A 23,264-nucleotide genomic window follows, 5' to 3' on the forward strand; every position below is an offset into this window, starting at 1 on the left:
GATGTACACATCTGACGCGAAATAGCCGGGCCCAAATCAACGGCCTTCTAGACTCGGCCGAGAGCATCCGATTGGCCCCCAGATCGAATGCACTTGAGGCGACAAATGTGCCTGCGTGTGTCCTTACGGCGTGACCCCACTTGACTCCCATTCCCTAACGTAGAACAAATAGGGAACATTCTCAAATACACTTTTTGGAGGTCAACGACCATCTTGCGGCCGGAGCCCGCCATCGACGCCTTGCGCGCGCACATCGAGAAGATCGAGGGCCGAAGTCGTCGCGCCAGATCGGTGCTTCCTTTCGGAATCGCGGAGATGGATGCACGACTCCCAGGCGGCGGACTGGCGCTCGGCGCGCTGCATGAGATCGCCGGCGGGGGCAACGGCGCCATCGATGGTGCGGCAGCCGCCTTATTCGCGGGTGGTGTGGCGGCGCGCACAAGAGGCAAAGTCTTGTGGTGCATCACCCGTCCCGACCTGTTCGCCCCGGCGCTCGCGCAAGCCGGCCTGAAACCGGACCGCGTCATCTATGTCGAGGCCGGCGACGACAAGACAATCCTCGCCTGCATGGAGGAAGGCATCCGGCATGGCGGGCTGGGCGCGGTCGTCGGTGAAGTCGCGCGCCTGACGATGACGGCCTCGCGGCGACTGCAGCTCGCCGCCGAGGAGGCCCATACGGTCGGGATCGCGCTGCGAAGATGGCGGCGGCAGACGGAGGCGGTCGATTTCGGCCAGCCGACGGCCGCGATGACGCGCTGGCGCATCTCGGTCCTGCCCTCGGCGCCGCTGCCTGTACCAGGCGTCGGCCGGCACCGATGGCTCGTCGAATTGATGCGCGCCCGCGCGGGCGAAAGTTCCGATTTCGAATTGGAGGCGTGCGATGGCACGGGTCGTCTCGCTGTTCCTGCCGACCTGGCCCACCGATCGGGTGCGGCGCAAGGCCGGCGACGCCACGCCGCCGGCTGACGCCCCGCTGGTTCTGATCGGCCGCGATAAAAACAGGCGCGTTGTGCTCGCGGCCGACGCCGCGGCATTCGCCGCCGGCCTGCGCCCCGGCATGCCCGTGACGAAGGCGCAGGTGCTAGTGCCGGGCCTTGCGATCCAGGACGCCGACCCGCAAGCGGATGCCGAAGGCCTTGAGCGGCTCGCCGTCTGGATGCTTCGTTTTGCACCGATCGTGGCGCCCGATCGTCCCGACGGGATCATCATCGACACGACAGGCGCCGACCATCTCCATGGCGGCGAGATCGCCATGCTGGAGGGCATGGTCGGGCGACTGGCCATGTCCGGCATCGTCGCGCGCGCGGCGATCGCCGACAGCTGGGGCGCGGCGCATGCGCTGGCCCGATATGGCGCGCAGTCGATCCTCATTGCGCCGGCCGGCCACGGCCAATCCATCCTCGAACCGCTTGCGCTCGAGGCGCTGCGGGTGGGGCCTTCGACGGCGACCGAGCTGCGAAGGCTCGGCTTCCAATGGATCGGCGATCTCCTCAAACAGCCTCGCGCGCCGCTCGCCCTGCGCTTCGGTCCGGAGATCGGCCGCCGTACCGATCAAGCCCTTGGCAACGTCGCTGAGCCGATAGACCAGGTTCGCCCACCCGACATCGTCGAAGTCCGCCGTGCTTTCGCCGAGCCGATCGGCTCGGCCGAGACAATTGCGCGCTACATCGGCAAACTTGTGATCCAGCTCTGCGACCTGATGGAACGGCGCGGCGTCGGCGCGCGCCGTCTCGATCTCATCTGCCAGCGCGTCGATAGCCAGGCCCAGGCAATCCGTGTCGGCATGGCGAAGCCCGTCCGGGACGCCAAGCGGTTGACCCGGCTGCTTTGCGACAGGATCGAGACCATCGCGCCGGGCTTCGGCATCGAGATGATGATCTTGGCGGCGACATCAGCCGAACCCCTAGAGCGCAGTCAGGTCGTGAGCACCCTCGTCGAGGAAAGCGTGCCCGATGTATCCGACCTCATCGATACGCTGATGAACCGCGTCGGCGAGCGCGCCGTCTACCGGCTTGCGCCTGTCGCCAGCGACGTGCCGGAGCGTTCGGTTGGCAAGATCCCGGCGATGGCTGCCGATACCGGCGCGAGCTGGCCAGGCCATTGGCCACGGCCATCGCGCCTGCTGGCGCAGCCGGATCCGGTCGAGACAGTGGCGCTGCTGCCCGATCATCCGCCGGTGTCCTTCACCTGGCGCGGAGTGCGCCGACGGGTGAAGCGCGCGGACGGTCCGGAGCGGATCTTCGGCGAATGGTGGAAGCGCGACGCCGAGCTGGCGGCGGTGCGCGATTATTTCAGGGTCGAGGACGACGCCGGCGAGCGCTACTGGCTCTATCGCGCCGGCGACGGCGAGGACGCAACGACCGGCTCGCACCGGTGGTTCCTGCATGGGGTGTTCGGATGAGCGACGTCCGTTATGCCGAATTGCAGGTCACCTCGCATTTCAGCTTTCTGCGCGGCGCATCCTCCGCAGAAGAACTGTTTTCGCAGGCAGCCCTTCTCGGCATCGAGACACTGGCCGTCGCCGATCGCAACAGCCTCGCCGGCATCGTTCGCGCCCATGAGGCGGCCAGGACGACGGGCGTGCGCCTCATCGTCGGCTGCCGGCTTGACCTCACCGACGGCATGTCGCTGCTCGTCTACCCGACGGACCGCGACGCCTATTCCCGGCTGTGCAGGCTGCTCTCGCTCGGCAAGGGTCGCGCCGGCAAGGGGAAATGCCGGCTGGAGTGGAGCGATGTCGTTGCCTACGGCGTCGGCCTCATCGCCGTGCTCTTGCCCGATCTGGCCGATGAGACGCTCGCGCTACGCCTGCGACATCTGCGCGAGGCATTCGGCGATCGGGCCTATATGGCGCTGACGCTCCGGCGCCGGCCCAACGACCAGCTTCGCATTCACGACCTGGCAGCACTTGCCCTCAAGATGTGGGTGCCGAGCGTCGTCACCAACGACGTGCTTTTCCACGAGCCAGGGCGCCGCATCCTCCAGGACGTCGTCACCGCAATCCGCCATAACGTCACCATCGACGCGCTCGGCGAGCGCCGCGAGCGGCATGCCGACCGCCATCTAAAGCCGCCGCCGGAGATGCACCGGCTTTTCGCGCGCTATCCCGAAGCGCTGGCACGCACGATCGAGATCGCCGGCCGCTGCCGGTTCTCGCTCGACGAGCTCGCCTACCAATACCCCGAGGAGCGGGACGACCCGTCGCTGACACCGCAGCAGGCGCTCGAAAAGCTGACCTGGCAGGGTGCCGCCGCGCGCTACCCCGAGGGCGTGCCGGACGGCGTCGTCGCGTCGCTGCGTCACGAGCTGCGGCTGATCGAGAAGCTCGACTATGCGCCCTACTTCCTGACCGTGAACGCGATCGTGCGCTTCGCGCGATCGAAGGACATCCTGTGCCAAGGTCGCGGCTCGGCCGCCAACTCGGCGGTCTGCTATGTGCTCGGCATCACCTCGATCGATCCCGGCCGCAACGACCTTTTGTTCGAACGTTTCGTCTCCGAGGAGCGCCGGGAGCCTCCCGACATCGACGTCGATTTCGAGCATGAGCGGCGCGAGATCGTCATGCAGTGGGTGTTCGACACCTATGGCCGCGACCACGCAGCCTTGTGCTCGACGGTGGTCCGCTACCGCACCAAGGGGGCGCTGCGCGATGTCGGCAAGGCGCTCGGCCTGCCGGAGGATCTCATACGCACTCTGACCGGCCAGGTCTGGGGCTGGTCCGAGGAGGGCGTCGAGGAACGCCATGTCGAAGAGCTCAATCTCAACCTCGCCGACCGCCGCCTCCGGCTGACGCTCGACCTCGCCCGTCAGTTGATGGGGGCCCCACGCCATCTCAGCCAGCACCCGGGCGGCTTCGTGCTCACCCATGACCGTCTCGACGACCTGGTACCGATCGAACCGGCGAGCATGAAGGACCGCCAAGTGATCGAATGGGACAAGGACGATATCGACGCACTCAAATTCATGAAGGTCGACGTGCTGGCGCTCGGCATGCTGACCTGCATGAAGAAAGGCCTTGATCTTCTCGCCGACTCCAAAGGCATCCGGCTCGACCTTGCGACCATCCCGGCCGAGGATCCGCGCACCTACGCCATGATTCGGAAGGCCGATACGCTCGGCACTTTCCAGATCGAGAGCCGGGCGCAGATGTCGATGCTGCCGCGGCTGAAGCCGAGGACCTTTTACGATCTGGTGGTGCAGGTCGCGATCGTGCGCCCCGGTCCGATCCAGGGCGACATGGTCCATCCCTATCTGCGCCGGCGGGAGGGGCTGGAGCCGGTGCATTACCCGAAGCCCGAGCTCGAAAAGGTGCTCGGCAAGACGCTTGGCGTGCCGCTGTTCCAGGAGCAGGCGATGCGCGTCGCCATCGAATGCGCGGGCTTCACACCGGGCGGAGCCGACATGCTTCGCAAGTCGATGGCCACTTTCAAATTCACCGGCGGGGTTTCGTCATTCAAGACGAAGCTGATCGAGGGCATGGTGGACAATGGATACGAGCGCGCCTTCGCCGAGCAGACCTTCAAGCAGCTCGAAGGGTTCGGCTCCTACGGCTTCCCCGAAAGCCACGCCGCGTCCTTCGCGCTGATCGCCTATGCCTCCGCCTGGCTCAAATGCTGGCACCCCGATGTGTTCTGCGCGGCGCTGCTGAACAGCCAACCGATGGGTTTCTACGCACCGGCGCAGATCGTGCGCGACGCGGCCGCGCACGGGATCGATATCCGGCCGGCCTGCGTCAACGCCTCGCGTTGGGACTGCACGCTTGAGCCTGTCGTCGACGACGGCCGCTTCGCCGTCCGGCTCGGATTGCGCATGGTGCGTGGTCTGGCCAACGCCTATGCCAGCAGGATCATCGCCACGCGCGCCGACCAGCCTTTCGCCTGCGTCGACGATCTCTGGCGGCGCGCCGGCGTGCCGCAGGCCGCACTTGTCCAGCTCGCCGAGGCCGACGCGTTCGCGCCAGCACTCGGTCTTGCGCGGCGCGAGGCGCTGTGGGCGATCAAGGCGCTGCGCGACGAGCCGCTCCCCCTGTTCGCGGCCGCATCGGCCCGTGAGGCGGAGATGGTCCCCGAGATCAACGAACCGGCGGTGGCGCTTCGGCCGATGACCGCCGGCGGTGAGGTCGTGGAGGACTACCGCCATATCGGCCTGACGCTGCGCAGCCACCCGGTCTCCTTCCTGCGCGAAGACCTTCGACGCCGGCGTATCGTCTCCTGCGCCGAGGCGATGGAGGCGCGCGACGGCCGATGGCTGGAAGCGGCGGGGATAGTGCTCGTCCGGCAGCGCCCTGGCTCGGCCAAGGGCGTCATGTTCATCACGCTTGAAGACGAGACCGGCATCGCAAACCTGGTTGTCTGGGCGAAGGTGTTCGAGCAGCACCGGCGCACCGTTCTGTCGGCCGGCATGGTCGCGGTGCGTGGCCGCATTCAGCGCGAGGGCGAAGTGGTTCACCTCGTCGCGCGGCGCATCACCGACCTTTCCGCCGAATTGGCCAGCGTCGGCGAACGCGAGGGGAGCTTTCCCGTGCCGCATGCTCGCGGCGACCAGGTGCGCAATGGCGCCTCGGGGCCCGATCCACGCGAGCTGCCGCCCAAGGGACTGCGCAGCCGCGACATCTATATCCCGGACCTGCACATCGACAACATCAAGGTGAAGACGCGGGATTTCAGGTGATGCCGAATTTCTTGCCCGGCTCAGGATCAACAAGCCGCGCCAAGCGTTACAGGTCGAACCTCAAGACGACACGGCCATCGAAACCAGGGAGAGGACAGTGCCAGATAACAAGTCGAAGCGAGGCGCCGCCGACCGCCGGCAGGTCGCCGGCGGTGAAGGCTACGAGGTGAATTACTTCGCCCGCAAGCACGGCATCAGCAAAGACCAGGCCGAGGCGCTGATCAAACGTGTCGGCAATGACCGCGACAAGCTAAATGCCGCTGCGGAGAAGTTGAAGAAATAGGCTGCAGATTGCCAATGGCACATCGGGTAGTTGAGTTTCGTGAGAGTCAGTCAGTGAGCAAGTCGGCGTCGCCTCGTCCCGCCCTTAAAGGTTCGCTAGCTCCCGGCGCGAAGCCACGCTCGCGCGTTAAAACCACGCTTGCGCCGCCAGCGTTCCAGCCGGTCCAGCTCGCGAAGCTGGTGGACACGGTTCCTGCCGGAGATCGCTGGATTCACGAAATGAAATATGATGGCTACCGCATTCTTGTCGCGGTGGGCGGCGGCGAGGCACGCGCCTATACGCGGTCCGGCCTGGACTGGTCTGATCGCTTTCCCTCGATTTTGGCGGAGGCGCAAAAGCTCAAGGTTCGCTCCGCGCTCATCGACGGAGAGGCCGTTGTCATCGACGCCAAGGGCCGGTCGAGTTTCCAGGCGCTTCAGAACGCCTTGAAGGGAACCTCCGCGAGCATTGACTATTATGCCTTCGACCTCCTCGCGCTCGATGGCGAAGACCTGACAAGGTCGCCGCTCCTAGAGCGCAAGGAGAAACTGGAGGGAATCCTGCCGGCAAAGCACCCCATCCTTCGCTACTCCGACCATATTCAGGGCCGCGGAGAAGAATTGCTGAACCGCTTCTGCGGCGCCGGGCTCGAAGGGATAATCTCAAAGCTTGCGGATTCGGACTATGTCGGCGCGCGCGACGGGAGCTGGCTTAAGATCAAGTGCATCAAGCGTCAGGAATTCGTGCTCGCCGGCTGGACGCCGTCCGACAAGGATCGTGCGTTTCGATCGCTGATCCTAGGGGTGCATGATGGCGGCAAGCTGCGCTATGCCGGCAAGGTTGGGACCGGTTTCGATACCGCCGAGATGGCGCGGCTGATGAAGATCATGGCGCCGCTCGAACAGAAAGCCGCCACCGTCGGAGCGCCTCGGGCGGAGGTCCGTGGCGCGCACTGGCTGCGTCCCACGCTTGTCGCCGAGGTCGCCTTCACCGAGATGACCAACGAAGGAACACTTCGCCATCCAAGCTATCTCGGCCTGCGCGAGGACAAAAAGCCGGAAGCCGTCGTGCTTGAGACGGTCCACCGGACAGTGACGCTGCCGGCGCCGGCAACAAGCACGGTCGCTATCAGCAATCGCGGCCGCGTTATCTACCCCGAATCCAACATCACCAAGGGTCAGCTTGCCGATCACTACGCCGCCGTCGCCGCAATCATGCTTCCCTGGGCTGGCAGCAGGCCGATCAGTCTTGTCCGCTGTCCACAGGGCCGCGCCAAGAAATGCTTCTTTCAGAAGCATGACGCTGGCAGCTTCGGCGATAAGGTCCATCACGTCGGGATTACCGAAAAGGATGGTCACGAAGAGCCCTATCTTTATGTCGACGATGCTGAGGGACTTATGACGTGTGTCCAGATGGGCACGATTGAGTTCCATGGGTGGGGAGCGCGTATAGAAGACGTGGAGAAGGCCGACCGCCTTGTGTTCGATCTCGACCCCGACGAGGGGCTGGATTTCGAGGCAGTGCGGGCAGCGGCCTTTCAATTCCGCGACATCCTCAAATCACTAGGACTTACGACCTTCCCGATGCTGACCGGCGGAAAAGGCGTGCATGTTATCGCGCCGCTCACACCGCGGGCCGAATGGCCCGAGGTGAAGGACTTCGCCTTGCGGCTCGCGCAGGCGATCGCTCAGCACGATCCAGCCCACTTCACCGCGGTCTTGTCGAAGGCGAAACGCAAGGGACGTATCTTTGTCGACTATCTGCGCAATCAGCGTGGCGCGACCGCCATCATGCCCTATAGCGCTAGGTCGCGACCGGGCGCCCCTGTCGCCGCGCCGATCACCTGGGCAGAAATGAAGACAATCGATGCGCCCTCCCATTTCCATGTCGGCGATGCCCGCAAATTGAAGAAGCGCGCCGCATCAAAGGCTCTCTCGGACTGGGGGCGCGCCGATCAATTCCTGCCGGACCTGTGATCCGATGAGAATTGCTACCTACAACGTCAATGGCGTCAACGGCCGCCTGCCAGTGCTGCTGCGCTGGCTATCCGAGACGCAGCCCGATGTCGCTTGTCTCCAGGAACTCAAGGCGCCCCAGGAGAAGTTTCCACAAGAAGCGATCCGTGAGCTTGGCTATGACGCCATCTGGCACGGGCAGAAGAGCTGGAACGGCGTTGCGATCCTGAGCCGTGTCGGCAAGATCCACGAAACCCGACGAGGCCTTCCGGGCGACCCCGACGACACTCATAGCCGCTACATAGAAGCCGCGGTCAACGGCATCCTGGTCGGCTGCCTCTATCTTCCCAACGGCAATCCGAGGCCAGGACCGAAATTCGATTACAAGCTCCGCTGGTTCGACCGGTTCATCGACCACGCAGCAGAACTCCTCGGGTCCCAACAACCCGTGGTGCTGGCGGGCGACTTCAACGTCATGCCGACCGATCTCGATGTCTATAAGCCCGAGCGCTGGCTGGACGATGCGCTGTTTGCGCCGGAGGCGCGAGCCGCCTATGCGACACTCCTGAAACAAGGTTGGACCGATGCGCTACGGGCGCGACATCCCGGTGAGACAATCTATACGTTCTGGGACTATTTCCGCAACGCCTTCGGCCGCAACGCTGGCCTGCGGATCGACCATCTTCTGCTGAGCCCATCGCTCAAGAAGCGGTTTTTCGACGCCCAGGTCGACGTCGAGGTGCGCGGCTGGGAAAAGAGCAGCGATCACGCGCCCGTCTGGATCGAGCTCGCCGACAAGGCAGCGCCGCGCGGCCGCCCGACGCCTCCCAAACGATGCAGTTCCGGTCCCGGCTAACGTTGGCAACGATTACAGGCCTCGTGCGCGAAATCACTACGCTCAAATCTGACAGCTCAGAAGTGCGCCGCCCATATCAACCGACCTGCTCGACAGAGAGCGTTCCCGCGGGAAGCGGCTTGATCAGGGATTTGGCGGACACCGATGGATTAAGCCAGCTCGCCCAATCCTTGCGCTCCAGGATCACGATCTGCCGATCGTGATAGGGAGCAATGTCGGGACCCGGTTCCATCGTGAGCATGGTGAATGCCTCCCCGACATCATTGGTCTGCCGCCAGATGCCGGCGATGCAGAAGATCGGCTCGTCGTGCTTGGTGAAGAGCCACTTGTCCTTGCGCTTCTTGCCCTTCTCCATCGGGTCTGTGAACTCGTAAAAACCATCGGCCGGAATTAGGCAGCGGTTCGAGGCGAACTCGCGGCCGTCCGAGCGGAAGTTGTAAACCGGCCGCTTGTTTTGTCCGGGCCAGCTCCACCGGCGCTGAACCAGATCACCCTCACCGCTCGCGCCGGCGACCGGGCGGATAATCGGCCCGATATCCGTAATCTTGATATCCTCGCGCGCCTCAATGTTCGGCGCGCCTTCGCGGAAGCGGATTTTGATCTTGAGATCAGCGAAATCCTCGACGATCGAAGCGACGTCCACCATCAGCCGATAATCATTGCACATGTCTCACCTATCTGTTCGGCGTTGCGCGGCAATCTTGTTCCTGTTATGTTCTTTTGACTATGAACGCAAGAGTTTTCGATTCCGACGCACCGCTCGAGGAGCGCCGCATCATCATAAGACGCTATGGCGGCGATGTTGAGATGCTTGAGTTGCCGTGGGGACTTCAGCCGAAGGAACCGGGCGGGCGACCCTTCGCCGTCGTGCGCGCAGAAGACCGATCGTTTCCGAGCCATCGTTGCCTGGTGCCGGCGTCCGAATTCCGGCATCGCAGCCAGGGGAAGAACTACAGCTTTCGCCTTGCAAGCGGTGATTGGTTCTATTTCGCCGGCATCTGGCGGCCAGCGACGCGCGATTGGCCGGAAGCCTACGCAATCCTCACGATCCAGGCCAACGACGATATTGCGCCCTACCATGACCGCCAGATGGTGGTGCTGCGCCGGGATGAACGCTCGGCCTGGCTCGACATGACGCACCCGGAACACGAGGTCCTTCGCCCCCTTCCAGGAGCAAGTTTCGCGATTTCGCGTCTCCGCCAGGGTCGCAGACAGGCTGAATTTGCGATCTGATGATTGTAAGGATCTCTCAGTACGAAGCTTAGACCCTGGCGAAATGATATTGCAGGCAAATGGCCCCTGAACGCGGCGCCGACCCGCGCAAGATCATCCATGTCGACATGGATGCGTTCTATGCATCGGTCGAACAGCGCGACAATCCAGAACTGCGCGGCATGCCGCTTGCCGTTGGCGGAGCCGCGGCCCGCGGCGTGGTCGCGGCCGCAAGCTACGAGGCCCGGGCCTTCGGCGTTCGCTCCGCAATGCCTTCGGTCACGGCAAAGCGCAAATGCCCCGAACTGATCTTTGTGCCGCCGCGCTTCGACGTCTACCGGGGGGTCTCGGCCCAGATCCGCGCCGTCTTCGCCGAACACACCGATCTCATCGAGCCGCTCTCGCTTGACGAGGCCTATCTCGATGTGACGCACAACCGGCTCAACATTGCGTCTGCCTCAACGATCGCAGAGCTGATCCGGGCAAAGATCCTGGAGGTAACCGGGCTGACTGCTTCCGCCGGCATCTCGTACAACAAATTCCTCGCCAAGATGGCCTCCGACCAGAACAAGCCGAATGGCCAGTTCGTCATCACGCCACGCCACGGGCCGGCCTTCGTGGAGACTTTGCCAGTCAAGAAATTTCATTGCGTCGGTCCTGCGACCGCCGCGAAGATGGAAGGGCTCGGCATCGAGACCGGCGCCGATCTCAAGGAGAGGTCGCTCCCCTTCCTGCAGCAGCATTTCGGAAAGTCTGGGCTCTGGTACTATCAGATCGCGCGCGCCATCGACGAACGCGCGGTCGAGCCGGACCGGCCACGCAAATCGATCGGCGCCGAGGACACGTTCGCAGCCGACATCGTCGATCTCGATGCATCAATCGCCGAACTCAAACCGCTGGTCGCCAAGGTCTGGGGATACTGTGAAGGCAAAGGCATCCGGGGAAGGACGGTCACGCTGAAGATCAAATTCGCCGACTTCCAGCAGATCACGCGCAGCCGCACGGTGGCGGTGCCGATTGAACTCCCAGATTTCGAGGAACTCGCAGGCGATCTCCTGAGGTCGGTATTTCCGCTGCGGAAAGGCATCCGCCTGTTGGGCATCACACTCTCGTCGCTGGGCGATGTGCCGCTGCCGGATCAACGTCAATTGCGGTTCGAGCTGTAGCGTTGCCTCTTGAGCCAGGATGGAAAGGACTTCCGGTCGCAGCTTGTCCGGATCATCGCTCATGTGGATCGATCTCGCGGACGATCTGGGAGACCTCTCCTTCATATTCGTCGGCCCGCACCACCGTGAGTGTTCCGTCGCCGGCGCGGAAGATGACGATGCTGACCATCAGGCTGGTGGCGAGGCTGAAGGCGAAGGCGTTGGCTTCCATGAGGGACATTTTTCCGGCTCCTGTTTTGGAAGCGGGGAGCGATCCCCGCGTGACAGGCGCCCGATGTGTCCGGCCGAGGGCCGCGATCACCGTGAAGGCAAGGCCGAAACGGCGGCACGCTTTGCGTAGTCCGACCCTTTGTGGGTTGATGGCATTAGGCCCTTGGACCGGATCAAGGAATTGCGCCGACAAACGCGGCGATCGGTTCCCTTGTTCTCCATTCCAGGACGGGATGGGATGTGAATCTCGTGGTCCTCCGCCTTGCCTTCATCGACGCCACATCGGCAAGAGCGGTCGTCCGATCCACGCGCCGAGAGCGACGGAAATCAGAACGAATGACTTGAGGCGGGTCGACTGGTGGCCCCTTCACGTGGCGCCGAATTTCATCACCGGAATGCCGAGCCTGCGGGCCTTGTCGGCGAGGTTGTCCTGAATGCCAGAGCCGGGGAAATGAATGACGCCAATCGGCAAGGTGTCGAGCATGGCGTCATTGCGCTTGAAGGGCGCGGCCTTGGCATGCCTGGTCCAGTCCGGCTTGAAGGCAATCTGTGGCACCTTGCGACTGTGAGCCCATTTGGCCGCGATCAACTCGGCACCTTTTGGTGATCCGCCGTGTAGCAGGACCATGTCCGGATGCTTGCCATGGACCTGGTCGAGCTTGGCCCAGATCAGCAGATGATCGTTGAAATCGAGCCCGCCGGTGAAGGCGACTTTCGGTCCGGGTGGCAACAGCAGCTGGCTGTCTGCATGCTTCCTCGCGGCAACGAAGTCCCGGCTGTCGATCATTGCCGCGGTCAGGTTGCGATGGTTGACGACAGAGCCCGAACGTGGGCGCCAGATCGAGTGGGTGTGACGCTCATAATGCTCGGCGGCCTGATCGCGCATCAATTCGAAGGCGTTGCGGCGTTCGAGCAGCGTCTGACCTTGGGCGATGAGGCGCTCGAGTTCGACCGACTTGACCTCGGATCCATCCTGTTCGCGCTGCAACCGCTGCTGGCAAAGCTCGTTTTCATCGAGCTCGCGTTCGATCCGCAAGGTTGCGCGATGGAACAGATTGACCGTACCCCAAAGCAGCTCCTCGAGGTCGGGCTCAAGGCGTGTGTCGGCCATCGCCACCACGAGAGCGTCGAAGATGTCGGCGATGCTGGCCGCTATGACCCGGCCTTCGGGAAGCGGGCGCGGATCGGGTTCGTCGTCGAAGGGACGGTAGCCGTAGAGCTGAAGCTCCTGAAGGACGTGGTCGATGGGTGATGATGCGGGCTGCGGTTCATAATCGGTATCGTGCTCGGTGCTCATGGCGGCTTGCCTTCGTGGGACCGGCCGCGCCCATCGCGGCCTTCATGGCGACGAAGGCGATGGACGATCCGGACTTGCACCCGCAGCGCCAGCGCAGGGCCGGAACGGGAGTGAAGGATGGCGAAGCCCGGCTATTTTGCCTCGCGATGGAAAGGCCCGAAGACGGGGTCCCGCGCGGCTCGCCGCACGGGGTGGCAAGGGCCGCCGGAAAATAGCCGGGCGCAGCCATTGCCTGTCCGGGCCGGCCGTCGCCCGATCGCCCTCTGGAAGGCCGTGGCCCGGCCCTCACCCCAGCGAAGGTTCACCTGCGACCCGAGCCACGCATCGCTGGCGCGCCCCCATCTTCCCCTTTCCGGTCAGGCCGCCAGCTTCATGAAGCGTTCGACATCCTGCGGCGCGATCTGAGCCCGCAGGATTCCCCTCAGCGCATCGGCGCCGAGCAGACGCAGATCCTCGTTGAAATCGCCAAGTTTCGGCGTCAAAACCATCGCCTCGATACCGGCCGCGCTGGTGCGTTCAATGAGGGTTGCCACTGCTGCGTCGCCTGCCGGATCATTGTCGCGGGCGATGTAGAGCCGACGCAATGTGTCAGGGAACAGGATTGCGGACAGATGCGCCGCCGACAGCGCCGCGAGTGCCGGCATAGCGGGCAGGACAGTGCGTTGCGACAGCATGGTCTCGATGCCTTCGCCGGCGGCCATGACATCACGGCAGCAGCCGAAGCGGACAGCGTGACCGAGCAGTTCGCCCATGGCTCGTCTCGGTGTGTCGACCGGAGCGCGGCCGAGATGGGCCTCGCTGAATCCGCCCGGATCGAGCCAGGTGCGGTGGGCGCCGGTGAGCTTGCCTTTGAGGTCGGTGACCGTCGCGATCATTGCCGGCCATGTTTCGGTCGGGCCGCTCTCTGGACGGTAATAGCAGCGCGGATGAAACCGAAGGCTCCCGGTCTCATGCAAGGCTGTAATCGCGCGTCCGCGCAGATACGTCTCCACAAGCGTTCCTGATATCGGCTGCGACATGGAGACCAGCCGCCGCGCCGCTTCGGGGGAGCCGCCGGCAGCGGGAACGGCTTGCTCCCGCCGGTCCTTTGGTTCGTTCGTCGTCAGGGGCATCGACAGAAAGCGACGCGCCTCGTCGCAGACGTCCTTGAAATCGACAAGGCCAAGCGATTCCCGAATGACGTCCAGGAGGTCGCCATGCTCCCCGGTGGCGGCGTCGGTCCATTTCCCGGCGGCGCCCTTGCCGCAATCCGGTCCCTTGAGACGGACAAACATCGAGCGCCCCGGCGCATTGCGGGCGTCGCCAACCAGCCAGTAGTGGCCCTCACGGCGTCCATTGGAAAGATAGCGGCGGCAGACCGCTTCCGCCCGTTGGGCGAGACGGCTTGCCATTTCGGATGCATCGCGAGGCGGCATCAGGTGGCCTCCCTCTCGCTGATGCGCTGTATCGGATGACGCTCGATGACCTTGGCGAGCACCGCAGGTCCGCTGGCGTCCGCGGGCACGAACATGCGCAGCTTCCAGGAGATGATCTCGTGGAAAAGTCCGTAGGCCGTTAGCCGCTCGCGCATGGCATCTCTGAAGCCCGACAGCTCGATGCGATTGGCGCCCATGACGCGGACGCGGCGCAGATGAAGTCCCTCGTCGAGGTCGAGCATCGTCCGTCCATCCGCAAGGGCGTTGAAGGCATCCGATGCTGTGATCGTGCTGACACAGGTTGCGAGCGCGCCGGCGGCCCATGCGGCCGAAACCCTGCGTCCGATGATGCGCTCCCCCTGGTCGGTTTGGAGCCGATAGACCCGGCTCGATTCGTTTGGAAGTCGCTTCCAGATCGGCAGCAGCAGCCCCGCGACAATGTGGAGGGTCGAGTCCGAGAATGCCGGGACGCCCGCGACCTCGGCACACCAGGCTGCGATGAAGGCCTCGCGATCAGCCTGCTGCCAATGGCTCTCCTCCATCATGCGCAGGGAGGCATGGTGTTGTTCCATCGGCCGGATCAGCCTGACCCGCCGCTCGATTTCGCCATCATCTAGCATGGACGATGGCGCGGGGACCTGGACGGCAGCACGCCCCGAGCGTTCGTTGACCAGCAGTATGGCGCACTGGTCGTCGAGATGGGCGACAGCTTCCTCGACCGGCACGGGTCGGTTGCGCTGGCGCTGATCGATGGTGAGGAGCTGCGTTTCGGCGCCGGTGCCCGGATGGGTGTAGATCGCCCGCCGATCGGTGATGACAAAGCTCTCCGCTCGCAGCGTTTCGAGCCCAAGGTCATACACCCCAGCCGCGATGGCGCCTTCCATCTTGGCGGTGAGCAACTGCTCGAAAGCCGCGAACAGGATGTCCTGCAGGTCGATGGTGAGCGCCAGCAGTCGATTGAGGAAAGTGGTGATCGGCGGCAACTCGTCCTTGATGCCGTTCTCGTCTGTCAGCGTCAGCCCCGTGGTCTGCTCCAACCGCTTGAGTGAGCAGCCCTCGACCTTGCCGCGGACGATCAGCAGATAGAGTTGCCGCAGCGCATCGCGCGCATAGTGGGATTCCAGATTGTCCTCTGGCCGGAACAGGCCCTGGCCGCCGGTCTGGCGCTGGCCTCGCGTAATGGCGCCCAGCGTATCGAGACGCCGGGCAATCGTGGAAAGGAAGCGTTTCTCGGCTTTCACATTGGTGGCGATCGGCCGGAACAGCGGCGGCTGCGCCTGATTTGTCCGATGCGTGCGGCCAAGGCCCTGGATGGCGGTATCTGCCTTCCAGCCAGGCTCGAGAAGATAGTGGACGCGCAGGCGTGTGTTCCGCGCCGAAAGTTCCGCATGGTAGCTGCGGCCTGTCCCGCCGGCATCGCTGAACACCAGGATGCGCTTGACGTCATCCATGAAGGCCTGCGTCTCGGCGAGATTGGCCGAGGCTGCGCGGCCCTCGACTATCAGGCGTTCGCCCTTCCTGACGATGCGTCGCGACCGGCCCGTCACCTCCGCGACCATCTCGGTGCCGAAGCGCTGGACGATCTGATCGAGCGCGCCAGGGACCGGTGGCAAGCTCGCCAGCTTCTCGATCAGGGCCGTGCGGCGCGCGACCGCCTCGCGGCTCTCAACGGGTTGGCCGTCGCGAAACACTGGTCTCGACGACAGGTTCCCTTCCGAATCCGTAAAGGGTTCGTAGAGTTGAACTGGAAAGGAATGCTCGAGGTAATCGAGCACATATTCGCGCGGCGTGATGTCGACGCGCACATCGTTCCATTCCTGCGTCGGCACCTCCGCCAGCCTGCGTTCCATCAGCGCCTCGCCGGTGGAGACGATCTGAATCACGGTCGAATGCCCCGACTGGAGATCCTGGTCGATCGACCGGATCAGCGTCGGCGTCTTCATCGACGTCAGCAGGTGACCGAAGAAGCGCTGCTTGGCGCTTTCGAAGGCCGAGCGCGCGGCGGACTTGGCCTGGCGGTTCAACGTGCCGCCGTCGCCGGTGATGTTGGCGGCCCGCATGGCCGCGTCGAGATGGTTGTGAATGACGGCGAAAGCGCCGGCATAGGCATCGTAGATCCGCCGCTGCTCAGGCGTCAGTTCATGCTCGACCAGTTCATATTCGACGCCGTCGAAGGAGAGCGAGCGTGCCGTATAAAGGCCAAGTGCACGAAGGTCCCGGGCGAGCACCTCCATCGCCGCCACGCCACCCGCCTCGATCGCCTCGACGAACTCCGCGCGGGTCGAGAACGGGAAGTCCTCGCCGCCCCAGAGGCCAAGCCTCTGGGCGTAGGCAAGATTGGCGACGGTGGTCGCGCCGGTGGCAGAGACATAGACGACACGGGCGCCGGGCAGAGCATGTTGCAGGCGCAAGCCGGCGCGCCCTTGCTGCGAGGGCGCGACATCGCCACGCTCTCCCTTGCCGCCGCCGGCATTCTGCATGGCGTGCGCCTCGTCGAATATGAGCACTCCGTCGAAATCCGGGCCCAACCATTCGACGAGCTGCCTGACGCGCGAAACCTTCTCGCCACGGTCGTCGGAGCGCAGCGTGGCATAGGTCGTAAACAGGATGCCTTCTGGAAGCGTGATGGTGCGCCCCTGCGGGAAGCGTGACAGCGGCGTGATCAGCAGACGCTCCATGCCGAGCGCGGCCCAGTCGCGTTGCGCGTCCTCAAGCAGCTTGTCAGATTTCGAAATCCATACGGCCTTGCGCCGGTCTTGCAGCCAGTTGTCGAGCACGATGCTCGCCGACTGCCGGCCCTTGCCGACGCCGGTTCCGTCGCCGATGAAGAAGCCACGCCGGAAGCGCACGGCTGCCGGCGCGTCATCTGGTGCGGCGGTGACAAGATCGAGCGTGTCGTCGACTGACCACGAGCCGGCGAGAAACCCGCAATGGGCCTCGCCGGCCAAGATCACCGTTTCGAGCTGAGCGTCGGAGAGCGACGTCAGGATATCTTCGGGCAGGGTCGGTCGATAGGTGGGCTTTGGCGGCGCGACCGACGCCATCGCTGCGGACTGAACCAGCCTGGTCGGGTGCGCCTGTGAGCCGGGAATACGGATCGTCTGCAATCCATAGTCCTCGTAGATCGCGTCGGTCAGCCGTGTTCCTTCTTCGGGAGTCCAATCGACCGTCTCGTACGACAGTTCAACGCCGACCGGCTGGGACAGCTGCCGGTCAACTGAGCCTGCGACAGTGCGGGAGAGATAACTGCGGGCCGTCTGGGCCGCGGCAATGGCGGGAACCACCCTGCCCGCTTCGGCGACCGGAAGCCGCGCCGGAATGTGTTCCTCGACCCAACCGAGCAAGGTGGAGACATCCGGCGCAATGCCGAGCGCATTCGGGATGAGGGACGTGTCGCCAGCAGGCCCCTTGTCGAAGACCGTTAGTCGGGTCGAGATCGTCGTTCCATGCTTGGCGTAGACGGCGCCACTGATCGTGGCGGTGAAAACGACATGACCATGCTCCTGGAGGCGCACGAATGCATCGCGCCAAGCCGGCACCTCCGGCCCGAAACTCGCACCGGTGATGGTGACCAGGCGACCGCCGTCGGCAAGTCGGGCAAGGGCTGAGGCGACATGGCGATAGGCCGCATCCGCGACGCGACCACCCACATTGGCGAGGACCGAGAATGGGGGATTCATCAGCACGACGGTCGGCAAGCTGGCGGGATCGAGATGATCATCGATCTGAGCCGCGTCGAACCGCGTGACTGCAAGGGCCGGGAAGAGATTGGACAGGAGACCCGCACGGGTCTCTGCAAGCTCGTTCAGGACAAGCGAGCCGCCCGCGATCTCGGCGAGGATGGCAAGCAGCCCGGTACCGGCGGAAGGTTCAAGGACTCGGTCGAACGCCGTTATGGCCGCTGCGGAGACGGCTGCGAGGCCCAGCGGGACAGGTGTCGAGAATTGCTGCAGCGCCTGAGTTTCCTCGGAGCGGCGGGTATGCGTCGGCAGAAGGTCCGCAATCCGGCTCAAGAGCGGCAAGGCGCACGCCATGGAGCCGGCCTTGCGCAGAAGCGACCTGCCGTATTTGCGCAGGAACAGGACGGTGGCGGCCTCGCAGGCGTCATAGGCCATTGCCCAGTTCCAGGCGCCACTCGTGTCGGAGGCTCCGAACGAGGCCTCCATCGCGCTTCGAAGGACGATGGCATCGACGCGCCGGCCGCATTCGAGGTGGGGGAGCAGACGCAGGGCTGCCGCGTAGACGGCTGCGGCTTGATCGACAGGCGTGGCGGAAGGGACCGAACCGCCGGTTATTGCGGGAGACAAGAAGTTCATTGGAGATCCTCTGGGGAGCGAGACCGGGAAAAGCCCGTCGGCGCTCTCTCTGACCGGACGGGCTCAACCCGTCCCGGCCTGGACACTCACTCTCATCACAGGACGCAAAAACGCCCGGCACTCTTGCGAGAGCCGGGCGATAGGCGCGGGAGGAAGACGGCCTATTCGGCGGCGTCTAGCTGCTTTTCGTCCTGGCCAACCAATGCGACGTCGTCGCCACCTGCCAGGAATTCGGGCAGAGCTTCATCTTCGTCGCCAGCGGCAAGCCGCAGAGGCTCGGGCAGCCAGCCACTATCGGCCAGCAGGCGTTCGGCCTCCTTGGCCATGTCGCCCTTTTTGAGGTGGTCAATGAGCTGGGAGGCGCGCTCGCCAGCACCCTCGCGAACGGCTTCGAGGATACGCGCCTTGGTGACGCGGCCGAGATAGTTGCCGACAGTGGGGCGCCATCCGGCGGCGATCATGTCGAGCCCGACCGCCCGAGCAAGGCGATCGGCATCCGCAAGGCGCTGCTGGACGCCGTGCGTTGAGATGGCGCCGTTACCGTAGCGATCGGCCCTTTCGTAAAGGGCGTTGACGCCGAGGGATGCGCAATGGGCGAACAGCTCAGTTTGCTCGGTACCCGTCAGTGCAGAGAGCGCGCCCCATAGGTCGGCGACGTCCGTTGGAAGACGCTTTTCCCAGGCCTCGTGGCGGGCCTGGATCGAGCGCGCATAAATCGTATCTCGAAGCCCTTCGAACTGGACCGGAAAGACCGTGCCACGGACAAAGACTTCCATCGCCACGCCTTGCGCGCTGTAGCGAGAGAAAGCGTCACGGACGAATTTGTGAAGCACGGCCAGAAAAGCGGTTGCCGGATCGTTTGCGATCTTGTCACGCAGAGCCAGCGTGCGATCCGCGGTCAGTTCCATGATCAGCCGATCCGGCAACGGCTTGATGCCATCCTCCTCATCATCGTCCGGGCCGACCGGCTGGCCACCGATCGTGATGACGGCCCGCTGATTAGAGCCTGTGGCCGAAACGCCGGATCCGTCGATGCCGGAATCGTTGTCGCCCTCGGGCGCCAAGGGCGCCTCATCCTCCGGCTTCACATAGCCGCGCTCCACGAGAAGCGCTCCGTCCGTATCGATGCTGACGAAGACACCCGCACGCACGATTTCCGCAGGATCGAAGCGAACGGGGCGCGCCTCGAGCGATTTGATCGCGGTTTCGATCTCGCCAAACCGCTGGTCGACCTCATCCGGCAGCTCGTCGGCCTCCTCGTACTGCGCCTGAAGCTTGTCGAACTCGTCACGCAGCGCATCGAGCGTGGCCTGCTCGTCGCTGGCGAGGTCGATCGGTGTGCTCCCGAGCTCGCGCAAACCGTTTGTCGCACCATAGGGAAAGCTCACCGCGACCTCGATCCACTTCCAGCCCTCATTGGCGATTTCGTCGGCCATCATCTGCAGCTTCTCGGTGACCAGCCGTTCAAGCAGCGGGACGTCCTGCAGCCACCCGCCATCGTCCGACTGGAACAGATCGCGCAGCACTTCGCCGCCTGCCGCCTCATAGTGCTCCAGACCGATGAACACGGCCCGCTTGTCGGAGGCGCGCACTGTGTTCTCGGTCAGCACGCGCCGGATCTGGTATGGCTCTTTAGACCAACTGTTCTTGATCGCCTCCCAGACCTGCTCCTGTCGGGCGTGGTCGTTGCTGACGGAGAATGCTTCGAGTTGGGCGATCGTCATGCCGTCATCGGCGTAAATGTCAAGAAGCGCCGGCGACACTACGGTGAGCTTGAGACGCTGCTTCACCAAGCTGGTCGAGATGAAGAACGCGGCTGCGATCTCCTCCTCCGACATGCCTTTGTCGAGCATATCCTTGAACGCACGAAATTGGTCCAAGGGATGGAGCGGTGCGTGTTCGACGTTTTCGGCCAGCGAGATCTCTTCGGCGAGGATTGGCGCAGACGGATTGCCCACGACACAGGGAACAGATGCGGTCTTGGCAAACCGTTTCTGTTTCACAAGCATCTCGAGTGCGCGGTAGCGGCGCCCTCCAGCGGGGATCTCGAACATTCCGGTCTCCGCGCCGTCGGCATCGAGCACGGGACGAACATGAATGCCTTGGATCAGACCGCGCCGGGCGATCGAGGCCGCGAGTTCCTCTATTGAGACGCCGGCCTTGATACGTCTGACATTGGTCTGGGCGAGCACGAGCTTGTTGAAAGGAATGTCGCGCGAAGGCGACAGGGTGATCTTCTGAACGGCGTTGGCCATCGAGGTTTCTCCACGACGGGCCGCCGAGAGCCTCTCTCTCGGCCTTGAACCCGTCACGAAATCCCTCCAACCCTCTCCCTCTCCTGCCAGCACGATCCGGCACGCCGTTGTTCGACAGCCGAGCCGGCACGGCGCGCACGCTTGGGAAGGTTTGTGGCCGTGAACTCGGGGGTTCCGCATGAACCGATGGTGAGAGGCGATCGATGAAACGCGGCAGCGCTTGATACCTATGCCGATCGGCAGGGCCGCCGCGTGCAATCCCGAGGCGAACCCTGTGAATTCAAGGCAGCCGGTCCGTGGTCGACGGGACCGCGCTTGCGCTGGTTCGGTAAACGAAGGTTATGCTGCCCTTCTATCGTTGGCTGCGCCCAAGTCGATCGATGCTCCGACCGCGTCCGGCAGGTGGCCAAGAAGCCACTCCGCCGCCTTGCTGGCGTGGCTGGCGGCACGAACGATGGCCCGATTGTCCTCCCGCAGAACCTCTAGCCATGAGCCGATATAGTCCGCATGCCGAACCGTGGGCACGATGCCCAAGGCTGCGCAGCAGAAGGCCGCGTTGATCTCTGCCACGAGTTCCTCGAACGCATATTTTCTGCGGGCGGTAGAGCCGGAGAATTTGCGATCCAGGCGTGAACTGTGACCAGTGGCATGTCCGAGCTCATGCAACGCTGTCCTGTGCCAATTGATCGGCTCGAAGTAAGCTTGGGGCGGAGGTACCTGTATATAATCGTGGGCAGGCACATAGAACGCTCTGTCGCCGCCAATACGGAAGTCGATACCGGTGGCCTTGATCAGCGCCTCGACCCGCGGTTCGATCGGGCTTGCGATCGGCGCCGGAGCCGAAGCTGCGACTTCGTCAGGTAGCCCTTCACATTGCTCGATGTTGAAAACGGCGAAGCGCTTGAGGAACGGGATGGCCTGAGCATCCTCGCCCGTCTCGCGAGCGCGCTTCTTCTCGTGATCCGGGACAAAACGATCGGCATAGACGACCGTTGTCCCGTGCTCGCCTCTGCGGACGTTCCCGCCGAGCGCGAAAGCCTGTCGATAGGTTATCCAACTCTGCGTTGGAAAACCGTGTTGGACGACGGCGCCCCAGAGGATAAGCACGTTGATCCCGCTGTACGTGCGCTGCGTGCTGGCGTTCTTCGGCAAGGAAAGCGACGCTTTTGTCGCGGAGGTCCCCCATGGCTGAACCCAAGGAAAACGACCCGCTTCCAGCTCGGCAATAATCTTGCCGGTGATCTCGTCGTAGAGGTTCGACCGGTTGGCCGTGGCATGGGTTTGATTGGTCCGGACAGACATCGCGGTTCTCCGCGACGGGCGCCGAAGGCCTCTCCTTCCGCTTTCAACCCGTCGCGAAAAACCCGCCCCGCCTCTGACTCTCCGTCGGGAGAGCCCCTGCTCTCCCGACCAATGTGACAAAAGGGCGTACAAGGCGGAGGCACTGAAATGTCCGTCATTGCGACCAAGTCAGTTCGGTGCTGGAGCAGGTTCGTGGCCCTGAGACCGGTTCAACAGGGCGGCCGAAGGAGCATCAGCATAGCGCCGCCGCCAGGCGGGATGCGGGACCGACCGCCCCCGGCGAAGGGCGCCATATGAAGTTGGCTCCGCATGCATCACCCCGGGGTGGATAGCGATCGACCGAAACGCATTAGGGCCAGGGGTGGCTTGACTTTTTGTTCTCTTTTTGTTCACTGTTGGTGTGGCAGCCACAGGGAAGCCGGTAATGGATATTTTGATGGATGCCAGGGGCGCCACTCCTGAAGAAAAGCAGCGTGGATTGGCAGCCGCGCGGGCTGTGCTCGGGCGCATCGGCATCACTGCCGAAAGAGCCGCCGAAGGCTCTTTTACAGTCGAAGGTTGGGATGATGCCGGATTCCCGCCTGATCAGGAGCCGACTGAAGAAGTTTATGTCGCCGCCGAGGCATGGTGGGCCGCCGACAACGCGGCAATCGAGGCTTGCTGTGAAGGTTGGCCGGACGAAAAGAGATACGGCGTCAATGGTCTAGGGTTGATCCATGATCCAGAAACGCAGCTTGCCGATCGCGCCACGGCGCTAGCGCGAATGCGCTTCATCGTTGCGGAAGAAGACGGTCAACAGGAATTCCATGACAATCGTCCCTTCCTATTGGCGCTGGCCGCTACTGCCGAGATGGCGGACGGTTCGAAGGCAAGAGAGCTCGTCGATGCAGTGACGATCGCCTATTCGTCGCTGGCGCTCGCCGGCTTCGAGCCGAATGAACCAATTGAGCCGAAGCGCCTTGCAGTGCTCGATGCGATCGATGCGCTTGAAGTCGGATCTGCGCCCCTCAATTGAGAAAGGCCGTTCAATGTCGACCCCCGTCCTACCGAAACAGAAAAACCCTAAGCTCATTGTTGTCGTTGCGTTTGATCGGGGCGACGATGGGGAGCTGTTTCCAATGTACGGCCCGACTGACCAGCAAAGCGAAGAGCGGGCTATTCGGACTGCAAAAGCACTTGCTGGAAAGCACGTAGGCGTCATTGCTTGGAGCCGGGATGCCGATCCGGCGCTTGGAGACTATGGCCCGCCAAAAACCTTATTTGTGAATGGCGACGTGCCGGACATGGAGTGAGCAGCACTTGTGCGGACACTTGCAGCACTCCTTTTCGACCCACACATTCCGATCAG

The 23,264-nt window shown here is 63.7% G+C and carries 17 protein-coding genes; 10 read left to right on the top strand and 7 right to left on the bottom strand.

Annotated features, from left to right (window positions below; translation table 11 throughout):
* Positions 1–213: 213 nt before the first annotated feature.
* The 6 genes from AB6802_RS04935 (at position 214) to xth (ending at position 8,743) form a co-directional block, all read left to right on the top strand.
* The gene (locus tag AB6802_RS04935) at positions 214–966 is read left to right on the top strand and encodes an ImuA family protein (RefSeq protein WP_371008904.1); all 753 of its coding nucleotides are present in this window, start codon (positions 214–216) and stop codon (positions 964–966) included.
* Complete coding sequence (locus AB6802_RS04940; protein WP_371008905.1) at positions 881–2,401, top strand: DUF6504 family protein; 1,521 nt, start codon at positions 881–883, stop codon at positions 2,399–2,401. Before AB6802_RS04935 ends, AB6802_RS04940 begins: the two co-directional genes overlap by 86 nt.
* Positions 2,398–5,670, top strand: coding sequence for an error-prone DNA polymerase (locus AB6802_RS04945; protein ID WP_371008906.1), 3,273 nt, complete (start codon positions 2,398–2,400; stop codon positions 5,668–5,670). Before AB6802_RS04940 ends, AB6802_RS04945 begins: the two co-directional genes overlap by 4 nt.
* A gap of 97 nt (positions 5,671–5,767) precedes the next feature.
* Positions 5,768–5,953, top strand: coding sequence for a DUF3606 domain-containing protein (locus tag AB6802_RS04950; protein ID WP_371008907.1), 186 nt, complete (start codon positions 5,768–5,770; stop codon positions 5,951–5,953).
* A 53-nt stretch (positions 5,954–6,006) separates the two neighbouring features.
* The gene (ligD, locus tag AB6802_RS04955; protein ID WP_371008908.1) at positions 6,007–7,908 is read left to right on the top strand and encodes a DNA ligase D; all 1,902 of its coding nucleotides are present in this window, start codon (positions 6,007–6,009) and stop codon (positions 7,906–7,908) included.
* A 4-nt stretch (positions 7,909–7,912) separates the two neighbouring features.
* Complete coding sequence (gene xth, locus AB6802_RS04960) at positions 7,913–8,743, top strand: exodeoxyribonuclease III (RefSeq protein ID WP_371008909.1); 831 nt, start codon at positions 7,913–7,915, stop codon at positions 8,741–8,743.
* 76 nt (positions 8,744–8,819) lie between these two features.
* On the opposite strand, the gene AB6802_RS04965 is transcribed toward xth, so the two are convergent.
* The gene (locus AB6802_RS04965) at positions 8,820–9,410 is read right to left on the bottom strand and encodes an SOS response-associated peptidase (protein ID WP_371008910.1); all 591 of its coding nucleotides are present in this window, start codon (positions 9,408–9,410) and stop codon (positions 8,820–8,822) included.
* Positions 9,411–9,469: 59 nt separating this feature from the next.
* Here AB6802_RS04965 and AB6802_RS04970 point away from each other — a divergent pair, with 59 nt between their 5' ends.
* Positions 9,470–9,976 carry an SOS response-associated peptidase family protein gene (locus tag AB6802_RS04970; RefSeq protein WP_371008911.1) on the top strand — a complete coding sequence of 169 codons (507 nt, stop codon included), beginning with the start codon at positions 9,470–9,472 and terminating at the stop codon, positions 9,974–9,976.
* A gap of 59 nt (positions 9,977–10,035) precedes the next feature.
* The gene (dinB, locus tag AB6802_RS04975) at positions 10,036–11,121 is read left to right on the top strand and encodes a DNA polymerase IV (protein ID WP_371008912.1); all 1,086 of its coding nucleotides are present in this window, start codon (positions 10,036–10,038) and stop codon (positions 11,119–11,121) included.
* Between the two features lie 52 nt (positions 11,122–11,173).
* On the opposite strand, the gene AB6802_RS04980 is transcribed toward dinB, so the two are convergent.
* The 6 genes from AB6802_RS04980 to AB6802_RS05005 all read right to left on the bottom strand — a co-directional run bounded on the left by AB6802_RS04980 (position 11,174) and on the right by AB6802_RS05005 (position 21,916).
* Entirely contained in the window at positions 11,174–11,341 is a 168-nt protein-coding gene (locus AB6802_RS04980; RefSeq protein ID WP_371008913.1) for a hypothetical protein, read from the bottom strand.
* A 357-nt stretch (positions 11,342–11,698) separates the two neighbouring features.
* A complete protein-coding gene (locus AB6802_RS04985; RefSeq protein WP_371008914.1) occupies positions 11,699–12,628 on the bottom strand; it encodes a DUF2493 domain-containing protein in 930 nt (309 codons plus the stop codon).
* Between the two features lie 356 nt (positions 12,629–12,984).
* Complete coding sequence (locus AB6802_RS04990; protein ID WP_371008915.1) at positions 12,985–14,043, bottom strand: toprim domain-containing protein; 1,059 nt, start codon at positions 14,041–14,043, stop codon at positions 12,985–12,987.
* Entirely contained in the window at positions 14,043–18,359 is a 4,317-nt protein-coding gene (locus tag AB6802_RS04995; RefSeq protein WP_371008916.1) for a strawberry notch-like NTP hydrolase domain-containing protein, read from the bottom strand. The genes AB6802_RS04990 and AB6802_RS04995 overlap by 1 nt, the downstream gene beginning before the upstream one ends.
* Positions 18,360–18,520: 161 nt before the next feature.
* A complete protein-coding gene (locus tag AB6802_RS05000; protein WP_371008917.1) occupies positions 18,521–20,614 on the bottom strand; it encodes a ParB N-terminal domain-containing protein in 2,094 nt (697 codons plus the stop codon).
* A gap of 339 nt (positions 20,615–20,953) precedes the next feature.
* Positions 20,954–21,916, bottom strand: coding sequence for an ArdC family protein (locus AB6802_RS05005; RefSeq protein WP_371008918.1), 963 nt, complete (start codon positions 21,914–21,916; stop codon positions 20,954–20,956).
* A gap of 424 nt (positions 21,917–22,340) precedes the next feature.
* Here AB6802_RS05005 and AB6802_RS05010 point away from each other — a divergent pair, with 424 nt between their 5' ends.
* Together AB6802_RS05010 and AB6802_RS05015 are read left to right on the top strand one after the other, a co-directional pair.
* Complete coding sequence (locus tag AB6802_RS05010; protein WP_371008919.1) at positions 22,341–22,931, top strand: hypothetical protein; 591 nt, start codon at positions 22,341–22,343, stop codon at positions 22,929–22,931.
* Between the two features lie 13 nt (positions 22,932–22,944).
* A complete protein-coding gene (locus tag AB6802_RS05015) occupies positions 22,945–23,208 on the top strand; it encodes a hypothetical protein (RefSeq protein WP_371008920.1) in 264 nt (87 codons plus the stop codon).
* Positions 23,209–23,264 lie beyond the last annotated feature (56 nt).

The organism is Mesorhizobium sp. RCC_202, assembly GCF_041355295.1.
Classification (GTDB): domain Bacteria; phylum Pseudomonadota; class Alphaproteobacteria; order Rhizobiales; family Rhizobiaceae; genus Mesorhizobium.

Excerpts from the sequence above, each read along its gene's own strand:
- AB6802_RS05000 (WP_371008917.1), bottom strand. The coding sequence starts at position 20,614 with ATGGCCAACGCCGTTCAGAAGATCACCCTGTCGCCTTCGCGCGACATT.
- AB6802_RS05015 (WP_371008920.1), top strand. The coding sequence starts at position 22,945 with ATGTCGACCCCCGTCCTACCGAAACAGAAAAACCCTAAGCTCATTGTT.
- AB6802_RS04980 (WP_371008913.1), bottom strand. The coding sequence starts at position 11,341 with ATGTCCCTCATGGAAGCCAACGCCTTCGCCTTCAGCCTCGCCACCAGC.
- AB6802_RS04995 (WP_371008916.1), bottom strand. The coding sequence starts at position 18,359 with ATGAACTTCTTGTCTCCCGCAATAACCGGCGGTTCGGTCCCTTCCGCC.
- AB6802_RS04985 (WP_371008914.1), bottom strand. The coding sequence starts at position 12,628 with ATGAGCACCGAGCACGATACCGATTATGAACCGCAGCCCGCATCATCA.
- AB6802_RS04940 (WP_371008905.1), top strand. The coding sequence starts at position 881 with ATGGCACGGGTCGTCTCGCTGTTCCTGCCGACCTGGCCCACCGATCGG.
- AB6802_RS05010 (WP_371008919.1), top strand. The coding sequence starts at position 22,341 with ATGGATATTTTGATGGATGCCAGGGGCGCCACTCCTGAAGAAAAGCAG.
- dinB (WP_371008912.1), top strand. The coding sequence starts at position 10,036 with ATGGCCCCTGAACGCGGCGCCGACCCGCGCAAGATCATCCATGTCGAC.
- AB6802_RS04990 (WP_371008915.1), bottom strand. The coding sequence starts at position 14,043 with ATGCCGCCTCGCGATGCATCCGAAATGGCAAGCCGTCTCGCCCAACGG.
- AB6802_RS04945 (WP_371008906.1), top strand. The coding sequence starts at position 2,398 with ATGAGCGACGTCCGTTATGCCGAATTGCAGGTCACCTCGCATTTCAGC.
- xth (WP_371008909.1), top strand. The coding sequence starts at position 7,913 with ATGAGAATTGCTACCTACAACGTCAATGGCGTCAACGGCCGCCTGCCA.
- AB6802_RS05005 (WP_371008918.1), bottom strand. The coding sequence starts at position 21,916 with ATGTCTGTCCGGACCAATCAAACCCATGCCACGGCCAACCGGTCGAAC.
- AB6802_RS04965 (WP_371008910.1), bottom strand. The coding sequence starts at position 9,410 with ATGTGCAATGATTATCGGCTGATGGTGGACGTCGCTTCGATCGTCGAG.
- AB6802_RS04970 (WP_371008911.1), top strand. The coding sequence starts at position 9,470 with ATGAACGCAAGAGTTTTCGATTCCGACGCACCGCTCGAGGAGCGCCGC.